The sequence below is a fragment of the Micromonospora sp. NPDC002296 genome, assembly GCF_040296145.1.
In the GTDB taxonomy this organism is placed as follows: Bacteria; Actinomycetota; Actinomycetes; order Mycobacteriales; family Micromonosporaceae; genus Micromonospora.
Genome location: NZ_JBEOWQ010000004.1, coordinates 22054 through 42523 on the forward strand (window position 1 = coordinate 22054; position 20470 = coordinate 42523).

Genomic DNA, 20470 nt, shown 5'->3' on the forward strand with positions numbered 1-20470 from the left:
TCGATCGTGCTCCGACAGCAGGATGTGGGACACCGGATCGTGGTTCGCCGGATTGTGGGGATTCGCGAAGGCCGGCCGCTCTTCTCGGACGCCCTCGGCGAGCTGGTGGAGCTGACCGAGACCCATCTCACCCTGACCACCGCGCAGGGCCGGCTCCAGGTCCCGGTGGGCGAGGTGCACCGGGCCAAGCGGGTGCCGCCGGCCCGCCGGCCGACGGCCGCCGCGGTGGTGGCGCTGGAACTGGCCGCCGACGCGGCGTGGCCGGCCCCGACCCGGGGCCGGCTCGGCGACTGGCTGCTGCGCAGCGCCGAGGGCTGGACCGGCCGGGCGAACTCGGCCCTGCCGGTGGGCGACCCGGACCGGCCGCTGCCGGCCGCACTGAACGCCGTCGAGCGCTGGTACGCCGACCTCGGGCAGCCCGCCATGGTCAACACTCCGCTGCCGCTCGCCGCGCCGGTCGGCGCCGAGCTGGACGAGCGCGGCTGGGGCGCCCGGCCGCCGGTGCTGGTGCAGACCGTGCCGCTGGCCACGCTGCGGGCGGACCACGCCGGACCACCGCCGGTCGAGCTGACCGCCGCGCCGTCCGACGACTGGCTCACCGTCGCCGCCGGGCGCAAGGGCGGCCTCCCGGACGCCGCCCGGCACGTGCTCACCGCCGTGGAGCAGGTCCGCTTCGCCCGGGTGTACGCCGACGGCGAACTGCTCGCCGTCGGCCGCGGCACGGTCACCGGTGCGCGGCGGCTGCTCGGCCTGACCCTGATCGAGGTCCTCCCGCACGCCCAACGGCAGGGCCTGGCCACCCGGGTCATCCGGGCCCTGGCCGACTGGGGCGCGGCCCTGGGCGCCACCGACGCCTTCCTCCAGGTGGAGCAGAGCAACGCCCCGGCGGTGGCCCTCTACCGCTCGCTGGGCTTCACCACCCACCACACCTACCTCACCCGTGTCGCCCCCTGACCCGGGCCGGCGCGGGCCCGAGGGGGCGGGTGGTCAGCGGCGGACCGGGCGGTGCGGCTTCGCCGCCTTGATCTCGGCGTACCGCTTGAGCATCCGGGAGCGGTGGTCGCGGCCCAGCGTGGTGAGGGTCAGGTAGCCCACGAGCACGCCCGCGGCGGCGGCCAGCAGGTAGAGCCCGGCCTGGGCCAGCAGGGTGCCCGAGTCGCCGTCGAACGGGTTCTGCCCGACCAGCAGCGGCCCGACCAGGACGGTCAGCAGCAGCGCGATCCCCACGGCGGGGGCCAGGTCGCCGGCCCAGCGGGCCACCGGGCGGTCCTGCCCCCAGCGGAACGCCAGCACCGCGAGGATCGCCCCGATCACCAGGAACATCGCCAGCGAGACCCGGTCGGCCGCCGCGTCGTCGGCGTCGAGACCGAACTTGCTGACCATCCGGGCCACCACGTTGACCGCGAACAGCGCCGCCGCGAGCACCCCGACCCACAGCCATCGATTCTTCACCGCACGCCTCCCGCCGCACCGCCCGCCGCTACGGCGGGCCTCCTGGCAGGAATATCTACCACCGGAAGCTGAGCGCCGTCATCACCCGTCCAGGCGGACCGGCGGCGGCGCCAGGACCTGCCGGAACCCCATCACCGCGAAGGTCATCGCCCCCACCACGATCAGCGCGAGCCCGACCCAGTTGTCCCCGGCGAGCAGCAGGTCCCCCTCGCTGGTCCGGACGGCCGCCGCGCCCATCAGCACGAACCACGGCGTCGCCGGCAGGACCACCGCCCACCGGCGGCCGACCGCCGCGTACGCGAACCAGCCCAGCGCGATGTTGGCGACGACGGCCACCAGCACGGACACCCCGATCAGCTGCCCGCCGACCCGGACGGTCGACAGGATCAGCTCCAGCAGGCCGGTTGCCACCGCACCGACCACGGCCACCAGGCCGCCGACGACCCGCAGGGCGACGTCGAGCAGCCGCCGCGCCCGGCGCGGCGGGGTCGGGGCGGGGGCCTGCGGCGGGACGACCGACATCGGCGCGGCGGGCAGGGTCACCGGACGCCGGCCGCCGAGACCGGGGCTCGGCCGGACCCGCCGTCGTCGATGCCGAGCCCGGCGAAGAGGTCGTCCTCCCAGCCGTACGGGCCGGCACCCGGCCCCTTCTCCCCCACCGCCAGGGTGAAGTACTCCACCCCCATGAACTCGGCGCCGAAGTTGCCGGCGATCGAGTAGAGCCAGGAGGTGGCCGGGATCTGGGTGGCGTGCGCCCGCATCGCCGCCTCCTTGGCGGCGTGCTGCTCGGTGGCGTCGATCCGGGCCGCGATCTCCGGATCGGGGGTGCCGAAGGGCAGGTCCTCGATGCTCTCGATGCCGTCGAAGGGGTTGTCCGACGACTCGGTGAAGTGGCTCAGGCCGGCCTCCAGCACGCTGCGCGGCATGGCCGTCCAGTAGACCTTGGCCGGGGCGATCCCCTCCGCGGCGGCCAGCTCCACCGCCCGCATCGCCACCCGGTGCGCCTGGATGTGGTCGGGGTGGCCGTAGAAGCCGTTCGGGTCGTACGTGATCAGCACCTGCGGGCGTACCTCCCGCATGATCTCCACCAGGTACCCGGCGGCGGTGTCGAGGTCGGCCTGCCAGAACGCCCGGGGGTGCTCGTTGGTGGCCAGGCCCATCATCCCTGAGTCGCGGTAACGGCCCGCGCCGCCGAGGAAGCGGTGATCGGCGACGCCCAGCGCGGCGCAGGCGGCGGCCAGCTCACCGATCCGGAACCCGCCGAGCTGGTCGGCCTCGGCGGCGGCGAGCTGACTCAGCCCCGGCACGTGGATCTCGCCCTCCTCGCCGAGGGTGCAGGTCACCAGCGTGACGTGGGCGCCGGTGGCTGCGTAGTGGGCCATCGTCGAGCCGGTGCCGATGGACTCGTCGTCGGGGTGCGCGTGGACCAGCAGGAGGCGGTGGTCGGGCAGCGTCGTCACGACGGTCACTCTAACCGGCGGTGGATTCCCCGCCGTTCCCGACGCGTCCGAGCAGGTCGGCCACATCATCGCCGGGCCCGCTCTACGATCCGACGTGTGGACTTTCCGGAGCTGGCCGCCCGTACCCGCCGGTTCTCTCACGGGGCACCGCGCGCCGTCTCCGTGGCCGACGACGGCGCCCGGGTGATCTTCCTGCGCTCGGCCGGTCCGGAGGATCCAGCCGACGCGCTCTGGCTGCTCGATCCGACCAGCGGCGAGGAGCGGCTGGTCGCCGACCCGGCGAGGCTGCTCGGTGCCGGCGTCGACCCGTCGGCCCTCTCTCCCGGGGAGCGGGCGCTGCGCGAACGGCTGCGGCTCAGCGCCGCCGGCATCGGCTCGTACGCCCTGGACGGGGCCGGCCGGGTGGCGGTGTTCGCGCTGGCCGGCCGACTGTTCCGGGCCGACCTGGTGCACGGGGACGTGGTCGAGGTGGCCGTCGCCGGCCCGGTCATCGACCCGCGGCCGGACCCGACCGGCGAACGCCTGGCATACGTCACCGACGCCGCCGACGGGGTACGCCTGGGCGAGCTGCGGGTGGTGTCGCCCGACGGCACCGACACCCTGCTGGCCGGCGAGGACGCCGGGGTCACCTGGGGGCTGGCCGAGCACGTGGCGGCCGAGGAGTTCCACCGGTTCCGGGGCTACTGGTGGGCGCCGGACGGGCGTGGCGTGCTGGCCGCCCGGGTCGACGAGTCCCGGCTGCCCCGCTGGCACCTGCACGACCCGGCCGATCCGGCGAGCCCGCCGACCAGCATCGCGTACCCGCAGGCCGGCGGGCCGAACGCCGAGGTCAGCCTGCACCTGCTCGACCTCGACGGCGGCTGGGTCGACGTGCACTGGGACCGGGAGACCTACCCGTACCTGACGTCGGTCGACTGGGCCGACGGCAACCCGCTGATCACCGTGCTGCGCCGCTCCCAGCAGCACGGCCTGGTGCTCGCGGTGGACCCGCGCACCGGGGAGACCCAGGTGCACGCGGAGCTGGCCGACCCCCGCTGGGTGGAGCCGATCCCCGGTACCCCGGCGCACCTGCCGGACGGCCGGGTGCTGGTCGGCGGCGAACTGGCCCACGACGGGTACGACGCCCGCTGCCTGTTCGCCGACGGCACCCTGCTCACCCCACCCTCGCTGTACGTGCGCCGGGTGGTGGGCCGGCTCCCCGCCGGCGACGGCCCGGCCGACCTGCTGGTCGAGGCCAGTGAGGGGGAGCCGAGCCAGCGGCACCTGTACCGGGTCCGGACGCTGATCGGCGGCGGGGTGGACGCCCGTCGGATGAGCGGCACCCCCGGCTGGCACACCGCCGCGGTGGGCGGGGACACGCTGGTGGTCGGCACCGCCTCGCTGGACCAGCCGGGGACCACCTGGTCGGTGTGGCGCGGCGACCGGGAGGTGGCGCAGCTCCGCTCGTCGGCCGCGACCCCGCCGTACGCGCCCCGGCCGACGATGGTGCGGGTGACCGACCGGCGGCTGCCGAGCGCGGTGCTCTACCCGACCGACCACGTCAAGGGCACCCGACTTCCGGTGCTGCTGGACGTCTACGGCGGCCCGGGGCACCAGGAGGTGGTGGCGGCCCGGTCGGCCTGGCTGGAGCGGCAGTGGTGGGCCGACTCGGGCTTCGCGGTGGTGACGATCGACAACCGGGGCACCCCCGGGGTGGCCCCGTCGTTCGAGAAGGCGGTGCACCGGCGGGTGGCCGACGTGGTGCTGACCGACCAGATCGACGCGCTGACCGCGCTCGCCGGCAAGCATCCCGACCTGGACCTGGGACGGGTCGGCGTGCGGGGCTGGTCGTTCGGCGGCTGGCTGGCCGGGCTGGCGGTGCTGCGCCACCCGGAGCTGTTCCGGTGCGGGATCGTCGGCGCCCCGGTCACCGACTGGGCGCTGTACGACACCGCGTACAGCGAGCGCTACCTGGGGATGCCGGAGGACGGGGCGGACGTCTACGCGCACCACTCGCTGCTGGAGCTGGCCGCCGAGCGGCCGGTGTCCGGTGAGCCAGCCCGGCCGCTGCTGCTGCTGCACGGCCTGGTCGACGACAACGTGGTGGCCGCGCACACGCTGCGGCTGTCGGCGGCGCTGCTGGGCGCGGGCCGGCCGCACTCGGTGCTGCCGCTGACCGGGGCCACCCACATGGCGGCGGGCGGCCTGGCGGAGCGCCTGCTCCGCCTGGAGTTGGACTTCCTCCGCACCCACCTCGGGTGACGGCGGACGGAAAGGCCCCCTCGCACGGCGCTGTGCGAGGGGGCCCGGCCGTCGGCGGTCAGCCGAGGATCACGGCTTGACGTGCGCGTTCACGAAGGACGGGTACCCGAAGACGCTGGAGACGAAGACCCCGCCGGCCTTCGAGCCGTGCACGAGGAAGGCCACGTCGACGTAGAGCGGCACCACCGGGGCCTGCTCCTTCATGATCCGCTCGTCGAGCTTGGCCCACTCCGGCCCCTGCTTCGCCGGCTCCAGGGCGAGGATCCGGTCGAACTCGGCGTTGATCGCCGGGTCGTTCAGGTACGACTGGTTGCTGTTGCCCTCGGCCTTGATGGTCCGGCCGTCGTAGAGCACCGGCAGGATGGACGCGCCGCTGGGCCAGTCCGCCGCCCAGTTACCGATGTACAGGTCCCAGGGGTTGTCCTTCTTCTTGATCTCGTCGAGCTTCGCGTCGTCCGGGATGTTCCGGACGGTGATCTTGAAGCCGGCCCGCTCCAGGTTGCCCTTGAGCTGGATCGCCATCTTCTGCTCGCCCGTGTTGTCGGCCACACCGAGGACCAGCTCCGGGGTCTGGCCGCCGAGCAGTTCCTTGGCCTTGTCGACGTTGCCGTTGGCCCCGGCCGGGTACGCGTCGAACGCCTTGAAGCCGATGGTGGACGACGGCATCAGCGTGGTCATCGGCTGAGCCACGGTCTGCCCGCCGACCGCCTTGATCAGGCCCTCGCGGTCGATGGCGTAGTTCAGCGCCTGGCGGATCTTCAGGTCCTTGACCCGCTGGTTGTTGATCACGAGCTGGTTGGCGCTCGGCGTCGGGGAGAGGATGCTCCGCGACTTCAGCGCCTGGTCCTGGGCCACCTTGGCGACCAGCGAGGACGGCACGTAGTTGAAGGCGACCGCGCTCTGGTCGGCGCCGTTGTCGGCGATCACCCGGTTGTTCGCGGCGTCGGCGGTCGGGCCGAAGCTCCACACGAACTGGTCCGGGTACTGGTGGCGCACCGGGTCGGTGTTGGCGTCCCAGTGGGGGTTACGGTCCAGGGTGAGCTGCACGCCGGCCTGGTTCTTGGCGACCTTGTACGGGCCCGAGGAGAACGGTCGCTGGTCCAGGTTGACCCCGGTGTCCTTGTCGGCCTTCAGCGGCGCGCTGGTCGGCAGCGACACCGCGAACGGCAGGTCGCAGCGGGGCTTGGCGAACTCGAAGCGCAGGGTCTTCGGGTCCGGCGTGGTCAGCCCCGGCGGCAGCGAGGCCTGGTTCTTCTTGAAGTCCCACTTGGTGTCGTACTCCGGGCTGTCGGCCAGCCACTCCTGCACGTAGGTCGGGCCGCCGGCGAGGTCCGGGTTGAAGGACCGGGCGATGCCGTACGCGATCTCCTTCGAGGTGATCGGGCTGCCGTCCTCGAACTTCACCCCGTCCTTGATCTTGAACTCCCAGACCTTGCAGTCGGAGTTGACGTTGGTGCCCGGGGTCTCGGCCAGGTCGCCGACGAGGACCAGGCCGCCCTTGCCGTCATCCTTCCAGGTGGTCAGGTAGCGGGAGAAGAGCGGGTTGGCCATCAGGCCCGCGAACGAGTACGTCCGCTGCGGGTCCAGGTGGGAGATCGGGGTCTCCCGGATGATGGTGAAGGTGCCGCCCTTCTGCGCCCCGCTCACCTCGGCCGCCGGGCCCTTCGAGTCCTTCGGGTCGGTGGCGATGACTCCGGTCTGCTGCCGGGTGTTGTCCACCGTGGTGCCCTCGCCCGTGTTCTCCGAGCACGCCCCCAACGTCACCACCAGTGCGATGGCGCCGCCTGCGGCGACCGCTGCGCGTGGTCTCATCTGCTACCCCCTCCACCCGGTGCCGCCGGGCGGAAACGCCGACGTCCCGAGGATCGTAAAGAAGAAAAACTACGAATTGTGTAACGGTTTTCGATAACTTCCGCCGCGGTCGGGGAAGCTGACCCGCCGGCGGGTCAGCGCAGCCGCACCCGGGGATCGATCACGGCGTAGAGCAGGTCCACCAGGACGTTGGCCAGCACCACGAAGACCGCGGAGATGAGCACGGTCGCCATGATGGTGGGCAGGTCACCGTCGCTGACCGCGTTCACCGCGGTACGCCCCAGCCCTTGGATGCCGAAGGTGGTCTCGGTGATGACGGTCCCGCCCAGCGCCCCACCGACGTCCAGCCCCGCGATGGTCACCACCGGGGTGATCGCCGCGCGCAACGCGTGCCGCCCGTACACCTTGGGTTTGGTCAGGCCCTTGGCCCGCGCGGTGCGGACGTAGTCCTCGGACAGCGTCTCCAGCATCTGCGCCCGGGACAGCCTGGCGTAGATGGCGGAGTAGAGGAAGGCCAGCGCGACCCAGGCGAGCACCAGGCCGCTGGCCCACTTCGCCGGATTGTCGAACAGCGGTGTGTAGCTCGGCACCGGCAGCCACCGCAGGTTGTAGACGAAGACCAGCAGCAGCACCGCGCCGACGAAGTAGAGCTGCAACGACGCGCCGGTCAGCGAGAAGCCGATGGCCACCCGGTCCAGCCAGGTGCCCCGGCGCAGCGCCGAGATCATGCCGAGGCCGACGCCGAGCAGCAGCCAGAGGATCGCCGCCGGGATCACGATGCTCAGGGTCACCGGCAGCACCCGGGCGATGGTGTCGCTGACCGCCTCGTTGTTCACGTACGACCAGCCCAGGCAGGGGGCGTCGCACCGGCCGCCCTGGGCGCTGCCCAGGTCCCGACCGGTCACGATGCCCTTCATGTAGCCGGCGTACTGGCTGATCAACGGATCGCGCAGGCCCAGCTCCTGACGGACCCGCTCCAGTCGCTCCGGGTTGCAGTTCTTCGGGCACATGCCGGTGACCGGGTCCCGGGGCAGGGCGAAGAACATCAGGAAGCTGAGCACGCTCACCGCGAACAGCGTGACCACGGCGGAGAGCAGCCGCTTGACCAGGAATCGCGCCATGGAAAACCCCTACCGGGACGACTTCGGGTCGAGCGCGTCGCGCAGCGCGTCCCCGAAGAGGTTGAAGGCGAGCACCAGCGCGAAGATCGTGATGCCGGGAAAGAAGACGTACGCCGGGTCGGTCTGGAGGTAGTCCAGGCTGCGGTAGATCATCCGGCCGAAGCTCGGCGTCTCGTCGGTGAGGCCGACGCCGATGAACGACAGCGCCGCCTCGCTGGTGATGTACGAGGGCACCGCGAGGGAGAACGACACCAGGATCGGCGCCCAGATGTTCGGCAGGAGCTGGCGGAAGAGCATGTGGCCCAGCCCGGCCCCGCTGGCCCGGGCCGCCTCCACGAACTCCCGCTCGCGCAACGCGATGACCTGCCCCCGGACCAGCCGGGCGGTGCTGGTCCAGCCGAACAGGGCGAAGATGGCGATCAGCACGCCGATCTGGAACGCGGGCGGCACCGCCTCGCGCTGGCCGTAGAAGCGCAGCGCGACGGTCGGGGTCAGGGCCAGCGCGATGACCAGGAACGGCATGGCCAGCGTCAGGTCGGTGATCCAGTTGATCACCGCGTCGATCCAGCCGCCCAGGTAGCCGGCGAGGGTGCCCAGCAGGATGCCGAACGCGGCGGTGATCACGGCGGCGGCGAACGCGATGAACAGCGACGTCCGCAGGCCGTGCACCATCCGGATGAAGATGTCCCGGCCCAGGCCCGGCTCAAGCCCGAACCAGTGCTCGCCGGTGATGCCCCCGGCGTAGCCCAGCGGCATGCCGAAGCCGTCGAGCCGGTCCTGGAACTGCTCGCGCGGGCCCACGCCGTACAGCGCCTCGATCAGCGGCACGGCGAGCGCGAGCAGCACGAAGAAGATCAGCATCGCGGCACTGATCACGGCCGTGCGGTCCCGCCGCAGCCGGACCCAGGCGAGTTGGCCGGGCGACCGGCCGACGAAGCCCTTCGCCTTCGGCGCGTCGCCGTCGCCGTCGCCGTCGCCGGTGGACTCGATCTCCGCCAGCGCCACGCCCTCGACCGGGGACAGGCTCACCTCGTCACCTCCGCACCACTCACGCCGGCCCGCTCGGACTCCGGGAAGTGGCAGGCCGTCGACTGGGCGCCGCCGTCCCGGGGCTTCAGGGCCGGTTCCTCGGTGGCGCAGACGTCCTGCGCCTTCCAGCAGCGGGTGCGGAACCGGCAGCCCGACGGCGGGTTCAGCGGGGTCGGCACGTCGCCGGTCAGCCGGATCCGGCCGCCCGGCCCGAGCGTCGTCACGTCCGGGATCGCCGACAGCAGGGCCCGGGTGTACGGGTGCTGCGGGCGCTCGTAGATGTCCGCCCGGTCGCCGATCTCGACGATCCGGCCCAGGTACATCACGGCGACCCGCTGGCAGAAGTGCCGCACCACGGCCAGGTCGTGGGCGATGAAGACGAACGCCAGCCCGAGATCCCGTTGCAGGTCCCGCAGCAGGTTGACCACCTGCGCCTGGATCGAGACGTCCAGGGCGGAGACCGGCTCGTCGGCGACGATCAGCTTCGGTCGCAGGGCCAGCGCCCGGGCGATGCCGATGCGCTGCCGTTGCCCGCCGGAGAACTCGTGCGGGTAGCGGTTGTAGTGCTCGGGATTGAGCCCGACCAGCTCCAGCAGCTCCTGGACCCGCTTGCGCACCCCGCCCGGCGGGTTGATCCCGTTGACCTGCAACGGCATCGCCACGATCCGGCCCACGGTGTGCCGGGGGTTCAGCGAGGCGTACGGGTCCTGGAAGATGATCTGGAGTTCCTGCCGCAGCGGGCGCAGCTCGCGCCGCCCGGCGTGGGTGATGTCCCGCCCGGCGAACTCGATCTTCCCGGCGGTCGGCTCCAGCAGCCGCACCAGCATCCGGCCGGTGGTGGTCTTGCCGCAGCCCGACTCCCCCACCAGGCCCAGCGTCTCGCCGGGGCGCACCTCGAAGTCCAGGCCGTCGACAGCCTGGACCAGGCCGGTGCTCCGGAACCCGTCGCGCACCGGGAAGTGCTTGGTCAGCCCGCTGACCCGCAGCAACGGCTCACTCACTTGAGCCACCTTCGCTCGCGACTGCGGGACTCCGCTCCGCTACGTTCCTCGCGCTCACCGCCACGCCTTCGCTCGCGACTGCGGGACTCCGCTCCGCTACGTTCCTCGCGCTCACCCACGCACCCTCGTTCGCGACTGCGGGACTCCGCTCCGCTACGTTCCTCGCGCTCACCGTGCCACCCCCACATGTGCGACGTCCTCGCGGTACAGCTGGGTGCGCTCCCGCGCGGACAGGTGGCAGGCGACCAGGTGACCCGCCTCGCCGGCCGGGCCCAACGTCGGGACCTCGGTGCGGGAGCGGTCGCCGTTGCGGTCGGCGTACCGGCAGCGGGGGTGGAAGGCGCAGCCCGACGGGAGGTTGATCAGGCTGGGCGGGTTGCCCGGAATGGGGATCAGGTCCGCGTCCGAGTCGCCGTGCAACGACGGCACGCTGGAGAGCAGACCCCAGGTGTACGGGTGCTGCGGGCGCCGGAGCACCTGCTCCACGGAGCCGTGCTCGACGGCCCGTCCGCCGTACATCACCAGCACCTCGTCGGCGACCTGGCTGACCACGCCGAGGTCGTGGGTGATCAGGATGATCGCGGAGTGGAACTCGGCCTGGAGGTCGGCGAGCAGGTCGAGGATCTGTGCCTGCACGGTGACGTCGAGCGCGGTGGTCGGCTCGTCGGCGATCAGCAGGTCCGGGTCGTTGACCAGGGCCATGGCGATCATCGCCCGCTGCCTCATGCCGCCGGAGAACTCGTGCGGGTACTGGTCGTACCGCTTCGCCGGCTGCGGGATGCCGACCCGGCCGAGCATGTCCACGGCCCGCCGCCGGGCCTCCCGCCTGCCGGCCCCCGGGTGGTGCACCCGGAACGCCTCGGCGATCTGCTTCCCCACGGTGTAGTACGGGTGCAGAGCGGACAGCGGGTCCTGGAAGATCATCGCCATGTCCCGGCCGCGCAGTTGGCGCACGTCCTCCTCCGGCAGGCCGATGAGCTGCCGGCCGCCGACGGAGATCCCGCCGGTGATGGTGGCGCGCTTCGGATCGTGCAGGCCGAGGATCGCCAGCGAGGTGACGCTCTTGCCCGAGCCTGACTCGCCGACGATGCCGAGGGTGCGCCCGCGCTCGACGGCGAAGGAGACGCCGTCCACCGCGCGGACCGTGCCGTCGGAGGTGGCGAACCGCACCCGCAGGTCGCTCACCCTCAGGTACGGGCCGTCTCCGCGCTGCTCCGGCACGCCGGGACGGTCGCCCGGTTGCCCGGACGGCGCTGGTGCTGGCTTGTCCACGACCGCCTCCCTCAGTGACGAAGAGAACTTACAACAGATCACTGAGGCTGAAAATAAGCTACAAAACGGGAGCTGTCAGCGGGGGTCAGCGTAACGACTCGGCATCTACCTCCGGTACCCCCCACCAGGACATCGACACTACGCGCGCCCCCCGGTCGCACCTCGGGTGCGACCATGGTGGCGGCAACCGGGAGACGATCCGCGCCGGATCGAGGTGGAGGTGACCATGACCGCGGCGGTGTTCGACCACGACGGCCCGTGGACCGAGGAGGAGTACCTCGCCCTCGGCGAGACGTCCCAGCGGGTCGAACTGTTCGACGGGAGCCTCCACGTGACCCCAGCCCCCACCCCCCGGCACCAGCGGATCTCACGCAAGCTGGGCAACATCCTCGAACCGGCCGCCGAGGCCGTCGGGCTGGAACTGCTGGAGGCGGTGAACGTCCGGCTCAGGCCCGGACGGGTGCCCATTCCCGATCTCGTCGTCACGAACCCGGTCGACCTCGACGATCCCAACGTGGAGGCGCACGAGGTCCGGCTGGTCTGCGAGATCATCTCGCCGAGCAACGCGGCCACCGACAAGGTGCTCAAGATGCACTACTACGCCGCCGCCGGCATCGACTGGTACCTGCTGATCGAGCAGGACACCGGCGCGCTGCGCCTGTACCACCGTCGGCACGCCCACTACGTGGAGCACTCGGCGGTCAAACGGGGTGAGGTGCTGGAGCTGACCGAGCCCGTCCAGGCGACGGTCCGGCCGGAGGATCTCGTCCCCTGACGGATGTCGGTCCGGTCCCCTAGGGTCGGGCCATGACCGGATTCGACGCGGCGTCCGCGGCCGTGCAGGCCGCCCTGGACGCGGGGGCCCGGTACGCCGACGCCCGGGTGATGCACCGCCGGTACGAGTCGATGTCCGCCCGCAACGGCGACGTCGAGGAGCTGACCCAGGACGAGAGCCTCGGGCTGGGCGTCCGGGCGCTGGTCGGGTCGAGCTGGGGCTTCCACGCCGTGCCCGACCTGTCCGACGCGGCGGCCCGCGACGCCGGCCGGCGGGCCGTGCGGATCGCCGCCGCGAGCGCGCGGGTCCCCGGCCCGCCGATCGACCTGGTGCCGGCCGAGCCGACCGTCGCGAGCTGGTCCTCGCGGTGTGAGGTGGACCCGCTCGGGGTGGCCCTGTCCGACAAGGGCGACCTGCTGGTCGGCGCGACAGCGACGATGGCCGCCCACGGCGCGGACGTGGCCGAGGGGCTCTACCAGGTCTGGGACACCACGAAGTGGTTCGTCTCCAGCGAGGGCCACCGCATCGACCAGCACATCCGCGAGTGCGGCGGCGGCATCTCGGCCACCTCGATCGGCGACGGCGAGACGCAGCGCCGGTCGTACCCGAGCTACCGGGGCCAGTACGGCACCACCGGCTGGGAGCTGGTCACCTCGCTCGACCTGGCCGCGCACGCCGCCCGGATCGCCGAGGAGAGCCGGGCGCTGCTCACCGCCCCGCAGTGCCCGGTCGGCGAGACCGACCTGATCCTCGGCGGCGAGCAGCTCGCGTTGCAGATCCACGAGTCGGTCGGGCACGCCATCGAGCTGGACCGCATCCTCGGCTGGGAGGCCGCCTTCGCCGGCACGTCCTGGCTGGAACTGGCCCGGCTCGGCTCGCTGCGCTACGGCTCCGAGCTGATGAACGTCACCATCGACCCGACCATCCCCGGCGCGCTGGGCAGCTTCGGCTTCGACGACGAGGGCTCCCCGGCGGTGCGGCGGGACGCGGTGCGCGAGGGCCGGTGGGTCGGGGTGCTCGCCGGCCGGGACTCGGCCGCCGTCGCCGGCCTGGACCACGGCGGCAGCGTACGGGCCGACGGCTGGGCCCGACTGCCGATGGTGCGGATGACCAATGTGGGCCTGGAGCCCGGCCCGCACACCCTCGACGAGATCGTCGCGGCCACCGACGACGGCGTCCTGATGGACGTCAACCGCTCCTGGTCCATCGACGACAAGCGGCTCAACTTCCAGTTCGGCTGCGAGATCGGCTGGGAGGTGAAGCGGGGCCGGCGGGGGCGGATGCTGCGCAACCCCACCTACACCGGCATCGGGCCGCTGTTCTGGCGCTCGATGGACATGCTCTCCTCGGAGACCGTCGCGTGGGGCACGCCGAACTGCGGCAAGGGCCAGCCCGGCCAGACCGGCCACACCGGCCACCCCGCCGCGCCGGCCCGATTCCGCAACGTCCGAGTGGGGGTGACCGCATGAGCGAGCGCAGCGAGCGAATCACTGGTCGCAGTGCGGTGAGGCCTCATGCGGACGCCGAGCGAAGCGAGGTGACCGCATGAGCGAGCGCAGCGAGCGAATCACTGGTCGCAGTGCGGTGAGGCCTCACGCGGACGCCGAGCGAAGCGAGGTGACCGCATGAGCGAGCGGTACGCGCTCGACCTCGCCGGCCGGGTGGTCGAGCTGGTCCGCCGGCTGGGCGGGCCGGGGGCCGAGGCCGAGGTGGTGGTCACCCGGTCCGAGCTGGCGCTGACCCGGTTCGCCAACTCCTTCATCCACCAGAACGTGGCCGAGTCGGGCGTCGGGGTGCGGCTGCGGCTGCACGCCGACGGGCGCACGGCCGCCGGCAGCGGCAGCGTGGTCACCCCGGACGGGCTGGCCGCCCTGGTCGAGCGGACCCTGGCCGCGGCCCGGCTCTGCCCGCCCGACCCGGCCTGGCCGGGGCTGACCCCACCCGTGTCGGTGCCGGCCGTCCCGGCGTGGGACGAGGCCACCGCGTTCGCCGAGCCCGACGAGCGGGCCGAGCGGGTGCGCGCGTTCGTGGCCGCCGTCGGCGGGCTGGAGGCCGCCGGCTACTGCCGCACCGCCTACCGGGCGGCGGCGTTCGCCAACTCGGCCGGCCATTCGGCGCAGGGCAGCGCGGCCGAGGCTGCGATGGACGGCATCGCCCGGGCCGGCGCGGCGGACGGGGTGGCCCGGCTCTGCGCGGACCGGCTCGCCGATCTCGACGGGGCGGCGCTGGGGTTCCGGGCCGCCACGAAGGCCCGCGCCGCCGTGGACCCGGTCGAGCTGCCGCCGGGCCGGTACGAGGTGGTGCTGGAGCCGGCCGCCGTGGCCGACCTGCTGCACAACTTCGCCATGTGGGGCTTCAACGGCAAGCGGTTCGCCGAGCGGCAGTCGTTCGTCGAGCCGGGCGTCGCCCAGTTCGACCCGGCGGTGACGCTCGTCGACGACCCGCTCGGCGGCTCCGGTCTGCCGTTCGACGCCGAGGGCACCGGCCGGCGGGCGCTGACCCTGGTGGACGCGGGCACCACGGTCGCCGTGGCGCACGACCGGCGCAGCGGCGCGCAGGCCGGCGCGGGCTCCACCGGGCACGCGGAGCCGGGGGCGACCACCTTCGGCCCGACCCCCGGCAACCTACGGCTCACCGGCGTCGGCGGGGTGTCCACCGCCGGGGCCACCCGGGGAACGGGCACCCCTGTGGCGGGTGCCACTGCGACCGGCGGCGGGCCGCCGGGCGGGGCGGAGACGCCGGGCGGGCCACTGGACGGGCCGGAAACGCCGGGCGGGCCGGTGCTCGACGCCGAGACCGCCGCCCTGGTCGCCGGGATGGAACGTGGCCTACTGGTCAGCGACCTCTGGTACACCCGGGTGCTGGACACCAAGAGCCTGGTGATCACCGGGCTGACCCGCAACGGGGTCTGGCTGGTGGAGGGCGGTGTGCCGGTCCGGGCGGTACGGGACTTCCGCTTCACCGAGTCGTACCCCAGGGCGCTGGGGCCCGGCGCGGTGCTCGGGATCGGCCGCCGCCCGGTCCGGCAGCCGGACCGGGTCGACGGCGTCTGGTGGGACGCTCCGGCCCTGCGGCTGGCCGCCTGGAACTTCACCGGCGGCGCCTCCGGCTGAGTCCACGCCGCGACCGGCCGGTCCCGGCCGACCGGCGCGGTGAGGTTCTTGACCCCCGGATATCGAGCGTGTTGCGAGGGCTTTTCGGGGGACCGGACACCCAGGACGCTCCCTTGCGCGGACGGCCAGCGGAGATCGGCGTAACGTGTGTCATTTAGCTGCGCCGGTACACCGGTGCGGTCGTTGGCTTGCGCGTGACGTGGCAGCGGGTACGAGGTTCGCCGGTCCGCGTGCCGGCCGGAACATGATGCCGCCCGTCAGGGCCCCGTCAGGGAGACGACTCGAATGACATCAACGGCAACGAGGCCGCGGGGCGCGCGAGCACGCGCAGCCATAGCGGCGAAGACGTTGCGGACCGACCGCTGGTGGATAGCCCCACTGATCACCGTCGTCGGGCTCAGCGCCTGGATCGCGTACGCGACGGTCCGGGTCTTCATGCACAAGTGGTACTGGGTGGAGCAGTACCACTACCTGACCCCGTTCTACTCCCCCTGCGTCACGGAACGATGTGTCGAGGGGGCCTCGCACTTCGGGCGCTTCCTGCCCGGCTGGTGGATCATCCCGGACGCGGCGCTGACCCTGCCGTTCCTGCTGCTGTTCCGGCTCACCTGCTACTACTACCGCAAGGCGTACTACCGGTCGTTCTGGCTGTCGCCGCCGGCCTGTGCGGTCCCGGACGGGCACCAGACCTACTCCGGCGAGACCCGGTTCCCGCTGCTCGGCCAGAACCTGCACCGCTACTTCTTCTACGCCGCCGCGATCATCTCGCTGATCAACACCTGGGACGCGATCCTGGCCTTCCACTCGCCCGATGGCTTCGGCTTCGGGCTGGGCAACATCGTCCTGCTGGTCAACGTGATCATGCTCTGGGCGTACACGATCTCCTGCCACTCCTGCCGGCACATCATCGGCGGGCGGCTCAAGCACTTCTCCAAGCACCCGGTGCGGTACAAGGCCTGGACCGGCGTGTCCTGGCTGAACGTCCGGCACATGCAGCTCGCCTGGATCACCCTCGGCACCCTGGCGCTGACCGACTTCTACGTCATGGCGGTCGCGGCCGGCTGGTTCAACGACCTGCGGTTCATCAACTAGAGGGCCTGACATGACCACCACGAATCGCATCGAACGACACCACTACGACGTCGTCGTGATCGGAGCCGGCGGCGCCGGCCTGCGCGCGGCGATCGAGGCCCGGCTCGCCGGCAAGAAGACCGCGATCATCTCGAAGTCGCTGTTCGGCAAGGCGCACACGGTGATGGCCGAGGGCGGCGCCGCCGCCGCCATGGGCAACGTGAACAGCCGGGACAACTGGCAGGTGCACTTCCGCGACACCATGCGCGGCGGCAAGTTCCTCAACAACTTCCGGATGGCCGAGTTGCACGCGAAGGAGTCGCCGCAGCGGATCTGGGAGCTGGAGACGTACGGGGCGCTCTTCGACCGCACCAAGGACGGGAAGATCTCCCAGCGCAACTTCGGCGGCCACGAGTACCCGCGACTGGCGCACGTCGGCGACCGGACCGGCCTGGAGCTGATCCGTACCCTCCAGCAGAAGATCGTCTCCCTTCAGCAGGAGGACAAGGCGGAACTGGGCTCGTACGACGCCCGGATCAAGGTGTTCGACGAGACCACCATCACCGAGCTGCTGCTCGACGGCGAGAAGGTCGCCGGGGCGTTCGGCTACTACCGGGAGTCCGGCGAGTTCATCCTGTTCGAGGCCCCGGCGGTGGTGCTGGCCACGGGCGGCGTCGGCCGGTCGTACAAGGTCACCTCGAACTCCTGGGAGTACACCGGGGACGGGCACGCGCTGGCGCTGCGCGCCGGGGCGACGCTGATCAACATGGAGTTCCTCCAGTTCCACCCGACCGGCATGGTCTGGCCGCCCTCGGTGAAGGGCATCCTGGTCACCGAGTCGGTGCGCGGCGACGGCGGCGTGCTGAAGAACTCCGACGGCAAGCGGTTCATGTTCGACTACGTCCCCGACGTCTTCCGCAAGCAGTACGCGGAGACCGAGGAGGAGGCGGACCGCTGGTACACCGACCCGGACAACAACCGGCGCCCGCCGGAGCTGCTGCCCCGCGACGAGGTCGCCCGGGCGATCAACAGCGAGGTCAAGGCCGGTCGGGGTACGCCGGCCGGCGGCGTCTACCTGGACATCGCCTCCCGGCGCTCGGCCGAGGAGATCCGCCGCCGTCTGCCGTCGATGTACCACCAGTTCAAGGAGCTGGCCGACGTCGACATCACCAAGGAGCCGATGGAGGTCGGCCCGACCTGTCACTACGTGATGGGCGGCGTCGAGGTGGACCCGGACTCCGGGGCCGCATTCGGCAGCGTGCGCGGGCTGTTCGCCGCGGGTGAGGTCTCCGGCGGCATGCACGGGTCGAACCGCCTCGGCGGCAACTCGCTGTCCGACCTGCTGGTCTTCGGCAAGCGGGCGGGCGGCCACGCCGCGTCGTACACCGATCAGCTCACCGCGCGCCCGAAGGTGGCGATCAGCGCGGTGGAGGCCGCGGTGGAGACGGCGCTCGCGCCGTTGCAGCGCGACACCGGGGAAAGCCCCTACCACCTCCAGCAGGACCTTCAGGCGGTGATGGGCGACCTGGTCGGCATCATCCGGCGTGAGGGCGAGCTGGCCGACGCGCTGGGGCGGCTGGCCGAGCTGCGCGAGCGGGTCGCGAAGGTCAGCGCGGTGGGCGGCCGGCGCTACAACCCGGGCTGGCACCTGGCGCTGGACCTGCGCAACATGCTGGTGGTCTCGGAGTGCACCGCGAAGGCGGCGCTGGAGCGGCAGGAGTCGCGCGGCGGGCACACCCGGGAGGACTTCCCGGCGATGGACCCGATGTGGCGGCGGGTGAACCTGGTCTGCTCGTTGAACGGCGACGCCGTGCGGCTGACCCACAAGCCGCTGCCGAGGATGCGGTCGGAGCTGATCGGCCTCTTCGACCGCGCGGAACTGGCCAAGTACCTGACCGACGAGGAGCTGGCAGACTTCGACGCCCTCGTCTCGGACGCCGACGCCGAGGAGGCGGGGAACTGATGGGCACCAAGCGTCACTTCAGGGTCTGGCGCGGCGACGAGAGCGGCGGCGACCTGCAGGACTACCAGGTCGAGGTCAACGAGGGCGAGGTGGTCCTCGACATCATCCACCGGCTCCAGGCCACCGACGCGCCGGACCTGGCCTGCCGGTGGAACTGCAAGGCCGGCAAGTGCGGCTCCTGCTCCATGGAGATCAACGGGATGCCCAAGCTGGGCTGCATGACCCGGATGTCGACCTTCGAGGAGACCGAGACCGTCACGGTCACCCCGCTGCGCACCTTCCCGATCATCCGGGACCTGGTCACCGACGTCTCGTTCAACTACGAGAAGGCTCGGGAGACCCCGGCGTTCGCACCGCCGGCCGGGGTGGCCCCGGGCGACTACCGGATGCAGCAGGTGGACGTCGAGCGCTCGCAGGAGTTCCGCAAGTGCATCGAGTGCTTCCTGTGCCAGAACACCTGCCACGTGATCCGGGACCACGACGAGAACAAGCACGCCTTCGCCGGCCCCCGGTACTTCATCCGGGCCGCCGAGCTGGACATGCACCCGCTCGACGCGCGGACCGACCGCAGGGAGTACACGCAGGCGGAGCAGGGGCTCGGCTTCTGCAACATCACCAAGTGCTGCACCGAGGTCTGTCCCGAGCACATCAAGATCACGGACAACGCGATCATCCCCATGAAGGAACGGGTCGTCGACCGCAGGTACGATCCCCTTGTGTGGCTCGGTAACAAGATCTTTCGGAGGGGTCAGGTGCCTCAGACCTTCGTGACCAGCGCGAAGCACGGCGATGCGGTGCACTCCCACGCCGCACACGGCGGGGTGCACTCGCACGCCGGCGACTCGCACGACCCGGCAGCCGAGGCCCAGGCCCAGGCCGGCGTCAACTGGCACCGCGAGGTGCCGAGGCCGACCGCCCCGGCCGTGGACGACAACGGCAGGCTCCCGCTGACGGAGCTCACCTTCGACCGGGCCGCCGCGCCGTCGCCGTTCGGCGACGACGTGACGTTCCCGCTGCCCCCGGAGCACCTGAACTTCGCCCACCCGGAGCAGGACAAGCACTGAGCACGGCGACACGGACGGGGGCCACGGCACACGCCGGCGGCCCCCGTCCGCATCTCGCCCGTACGCCCGCTTCCGCCGGTCAGTCGGCGGCGAGCAGCGGGCGCAGGGCGGCAACGATCGGGGCGTCGGCGGGGAGCCAGGTGACCGAGTCGAGTTCGTGGGCGGACAGCCAGCGCAGGGCGGAGTGTTCCAGGGCCTGCGGCTGGTCGCCGTGCAGCAGGCTGGCGGCGTACACCTTGAGCACGGAGCGGCCGTGGGCCATCCGCACGTTGCGGCCGACCCGGTCGCCGACCGCCACGCGTACGGCCAGTTCCTCGGCGCACTCGCGGACCAGCGCGGCGGTCTCGCTCTCCCCCGGCTCGACCTTGCCGCCCGGGAACTCCCACATTCCGGCGACCTCGGGCGGGGCGGACCGGGCGCAGGCGAGCACCCGCCCGTCCGCGATGATCGCCGCACCGACGATCACCTTTGGTTCCTGTCGTTCGGTCTGTCCGCCCTCGCTGGCCCGTTCGGTCTGCACGGGCGTCCAGGGTGCCAGATCAATCGGCGGTTTGGGTACCGTGACCGTCCGCCAGGCCAGTAGAAGTAGGAAGTGTGGGCGTGGACACACCCTCGTCCGGACGACAGACTTGAGCCACCGGCATAGACACGGGACGGCGACGATTTGGCCACAAGCCGGCAACGACGCCTGGGAGGTGCGGTGATGCGCGTGCTGTTCAGGGGGCGGACGAAGCACGACTACCTGAGCGACGCACTGGCCCTGTTGACCGGATGGACCCGGGAGGGCGAGCAGCTCCGGCGCACGCTGGTGATAAACGACACCCAGCACGCCGCGCTCACCGAGCGGGTCAAGGTGGTCGCCGACGCCCTGCACCTGCGGCCCGAGATCAGCCGCCGGGACGACCGGACCCAGATCCGGGTCGGGCACGGCGACGGCGAGCCGCTCACCGAGGGCGAGGTCCTGCTGGCGGCCCGCATCGAGGACGTGTACCGGGCCGTCACCAGCGCCTGAGAGCTTCCTGGGGCCTCTGCTCCCCCCGAACGGTGCAAGGGTAGCGGTGCTCCGTCGCGCCCATGTCCCGCCGCTACCATTCCC

The 20470-nt window shown here is 72.1% G+C and carries 18 protein-coding genes; 9 read left to right on the top strand and 9 right to left on the bottom strand.

Features of this window, described 5'->3' with window-relative positions:
* The first annotated feature begins 6 nt into the window (after positions 1 to 6).
* A complete protein-coding gene (locus tag ABT023_RS04605; RefSeq protein WP_350881679.1) occupies positions 7 to 954 on the top strand; it encodes a GNAT family N-acetyltransferase in 948 nt (315 codons plus the stop codon).
* 33 nt (positions 955 to 987) lie between these two features.
* On the opposite strand, the gene ABT023_RS04610 is transcribed toward ABT023_RS04605, so the two are convergent.
* The 3 genes from ABT023_RS04610 to mshB all read right to left on the bottom strand — a co-directional run bounded on the left by ABT023_RS04610 (position 988) and on the right by mshB (position 2921).
* Positions 988 to 1383: a hypothetical protein gene (locus ABT023_RS04610; protein WP_502890597.1), complete on the bottom strand. Its 396-nt coding sequence runs from the start codon at positions 1381 to 1383 to the stop codon at positions 988 to 990.
* 150 nt (positions 1384 to 1533) lie between these two features.
* Complete coding sequence (locus ABT023_RS04615; RefSeq protein ID WP_350881683.1) at positions 1534 to 1974, bottom strand: hypothetical protein; 441 nt, start codon at positions 1972 to 1974, stop codon at positions 1534 to 1536.
* Between the two features lie 17 nt (positions 1975 to 1991).
* The gene (gene mshB / locus ABT023_RS04620) at positions 1992 to 2921 is read right to left on the bottom strand and encodes an N-acetyl-1-D-myo-inositol-2-amino-2-deoxy-alpha-D-glucopyranoside deacetylase (RefSeq protein ID WP_350881685.1); all 930 of its coding nucleotides are present in this window, start codon (positions 2919 to 2921) and stop codon (positions 1992 to 1994) included.
* Positions 2922 to 3008: 87 nt separating this feature from the next.
* On the opposite strand from mshB, the gene ABT023_RS04625 reads away from it, so the two are divergent.
* On the top strand, positions 3009 to 5153 hold the full coding sequence (locus ABT023_RS04625) for a S9 family peptidase (protein ID WP_350881687.1): 2145 nt from the start codon (positions 3009 to 3011) through the stop codon (positions 5151 to 5153).
* A gap of 69 nt (positions 5154 to 5222) precedes the next feature.
* On the opposite strand, the gene ABT023_RS04630 is transcribed toward ABT023_RS04625, so the two are convergent.
* The 5 genes from ABT023_RS04630 to ABT023_RS04650 form a co-directional block, all read right to left on the bottom strand.
* Positions 5223 to 6965: an ABC transporter substrate-binding protein gene (locus ABT023_RS04630; protein WP_350881689.1), complete on the bottom strand. Its 1743-nt coding sequence runs from the start codon at positions 6963 to 6965 to the stop codon at positions 5223 to 5225.
* Between the two features lie 134 nt (positions 6966 to 7099).
* Complete coding sequence (locus ABT023_RS04635) at positions 7100 to 8086, bottom strand: ABC transporter permease (protein WP_350881691.1); 987 nt, start codon at positions 8084 to 8086, stop codon at positions 7100 to 7102.
* 9 nt (positions 8087 to 8095) lie between these two features.
* On the bottom strand, positions 8096 to 9115 hold the full coding sequence (locus ABT023_RS04640; protein WP_350881693.1) for an ABC transporter permease: 1020 nt from the start codon (positions 9113 to 9115) through the stop codon (positions 8096 to 8098).
* Positions 9112 to 10116: an ABC transporter ATP-binding protein gene (locus ABT023_RS04645; RefSeq protein ID WP_502890589.1), complete on the bottom strand. Its 1005-nt coding sequence runs from the start codon at positions 10114 to 10116 to the stop codon at positions 9112 to 9114. Before ABT023_RS04645 ends, ABT023_RS04640 begins: the two co-directional genes overlap by 4 nt.
* Before the next feature lie 168 nt (positions 10117 to 10284).
* Positions 10285 to 11337, bottom strand: coding sequence for an ABC transporter ATP-binding protein (locus ABT023_RS04650; RefSeq protein ID WP_350882100.1), 1053 nt, complete (start codon positions 11335 to 11337; stop codon positions 10285 to 10287).
* Positions 11338 to 11614: 277 nt separating this feature from the next.
* Here ABT023_RS04650 and ABT023_RS04655 point away from each other — a divergent pair, with 277 nt between their 5' ends.
* The 6 genes from ABT023_RS04655 (at position 11615) to ABT023_RS04680 (ending at position 19374) form a co-directional block, all read left to right on the top strand.
* Entirely contained in the window at positions 11615 to 12163 is a 549-nt protein-coding gene (locus tag ABT023_RS04655) for a Uma2 family endonuclease (RefSeq protein ID WP_350881697.1), read from the top strand.
* 32 nt (positions 12164 to 12195) lie between these two features.
* Positions 12196 to 13632: a TldD/PmbA family protein gene (locus tag ABT023_RS04660; protein ID WP_350881699.1), complete on the top strand. Its 1437-nt coding sequence runs from the start codon at positions 12196 to 12198 to the stop codon at positions 13630 to 13632.
* A 156-nt stretch (positions 13633 to 13788) separates the two neighbouring features.
* Positions 13789 to 15276 (top strand): TldD/PmbA family protein, encoded by a 1488-nt coding sequence (locus ABT023_RS04665; protein WP_350881701.1) that lies wholly within the window; start codon positions 13789 to 13791, stop codon positions 15274 to 15276.
* A 285-nt stretch (positions 15277 to 15561) separates the two neighbouring features.
* A complete protein-coding gene (gene sdhC / locus ABT023_RS04670) occupies positions 15562 to 16368 on the top strand; it encodes a succinate dehydrogenase subunit SdhC (protein ID WP_350881703.1) in 807 nt (268 codons plus the stop codon).
* A gap of 10 nt (positions 16369 to 16378) precedes the next feature.
* The gene (locus ABT023_RS04675) at positions 16379 to 18310 is read left to right on the top strand and encodes a fumarate reductase/succinate dehydrogenase flavoprotein subunit (RefSeq protein ID WP_350881705.1); all 1932 of its coding nucleotides are present in this window, start codon (positions 16379 to 16381) and stop codon (positions 18308 to 18310) included.
* Positions 18310 to 19374: a succinate dehydrogenase/fumarate reductase iron-sulfur subunit gene (locus tag ABT023_RS04680; RefSeq protein ID WP_350881707.1), complete on the top strand. Its 1065-nt coding sequence runs from the start codon at positions 18310 to 18312 to the stop codon at positions 19372 to 19374. Before ABT023_RS04675 ends, ABT023_RS04680 begins: the two co-directional genes overlap by 1 nt.
* 79 nt (positions 19375 to 19453) lie before the next feature.
* Here ABT023_RS04680 and ABT023_RS04685 read toward each other — a convergent pair whose 3' ends face one another.
* A complete protein-coding gene (locus ABT023_RS04685; RefSeq protein WP_350881709.1) occupies positions 19454 to 19894 on the bottom strand; it encodes a (deoxy)nucleoside triphosphate pyrophosphohydrolase in 441 nt (146 codons plus the stop codon).
* Between the two features lie 183 nt (positions 19895 to 20077).
* Here ABT023_RS04685 and ABT023_RS04690 point away from each other — a divergent pair, with 183 nt between their 5' ends.
* Positions 20078 to 20386 (top strand): 4a-hydroxytetrahydrobiopterin dehydratase, encoded by a 309-nt coding sequence (locus tag ABT023_RS04690; protein ID WP_350881711.1) that lies wholly within the window; start codon positions 20078 to 20080, stop codon positions 20384 to 20386.
* The last annotated feature ends 84 nt before the right edge of the window (positions 20387 to 20470 follow it).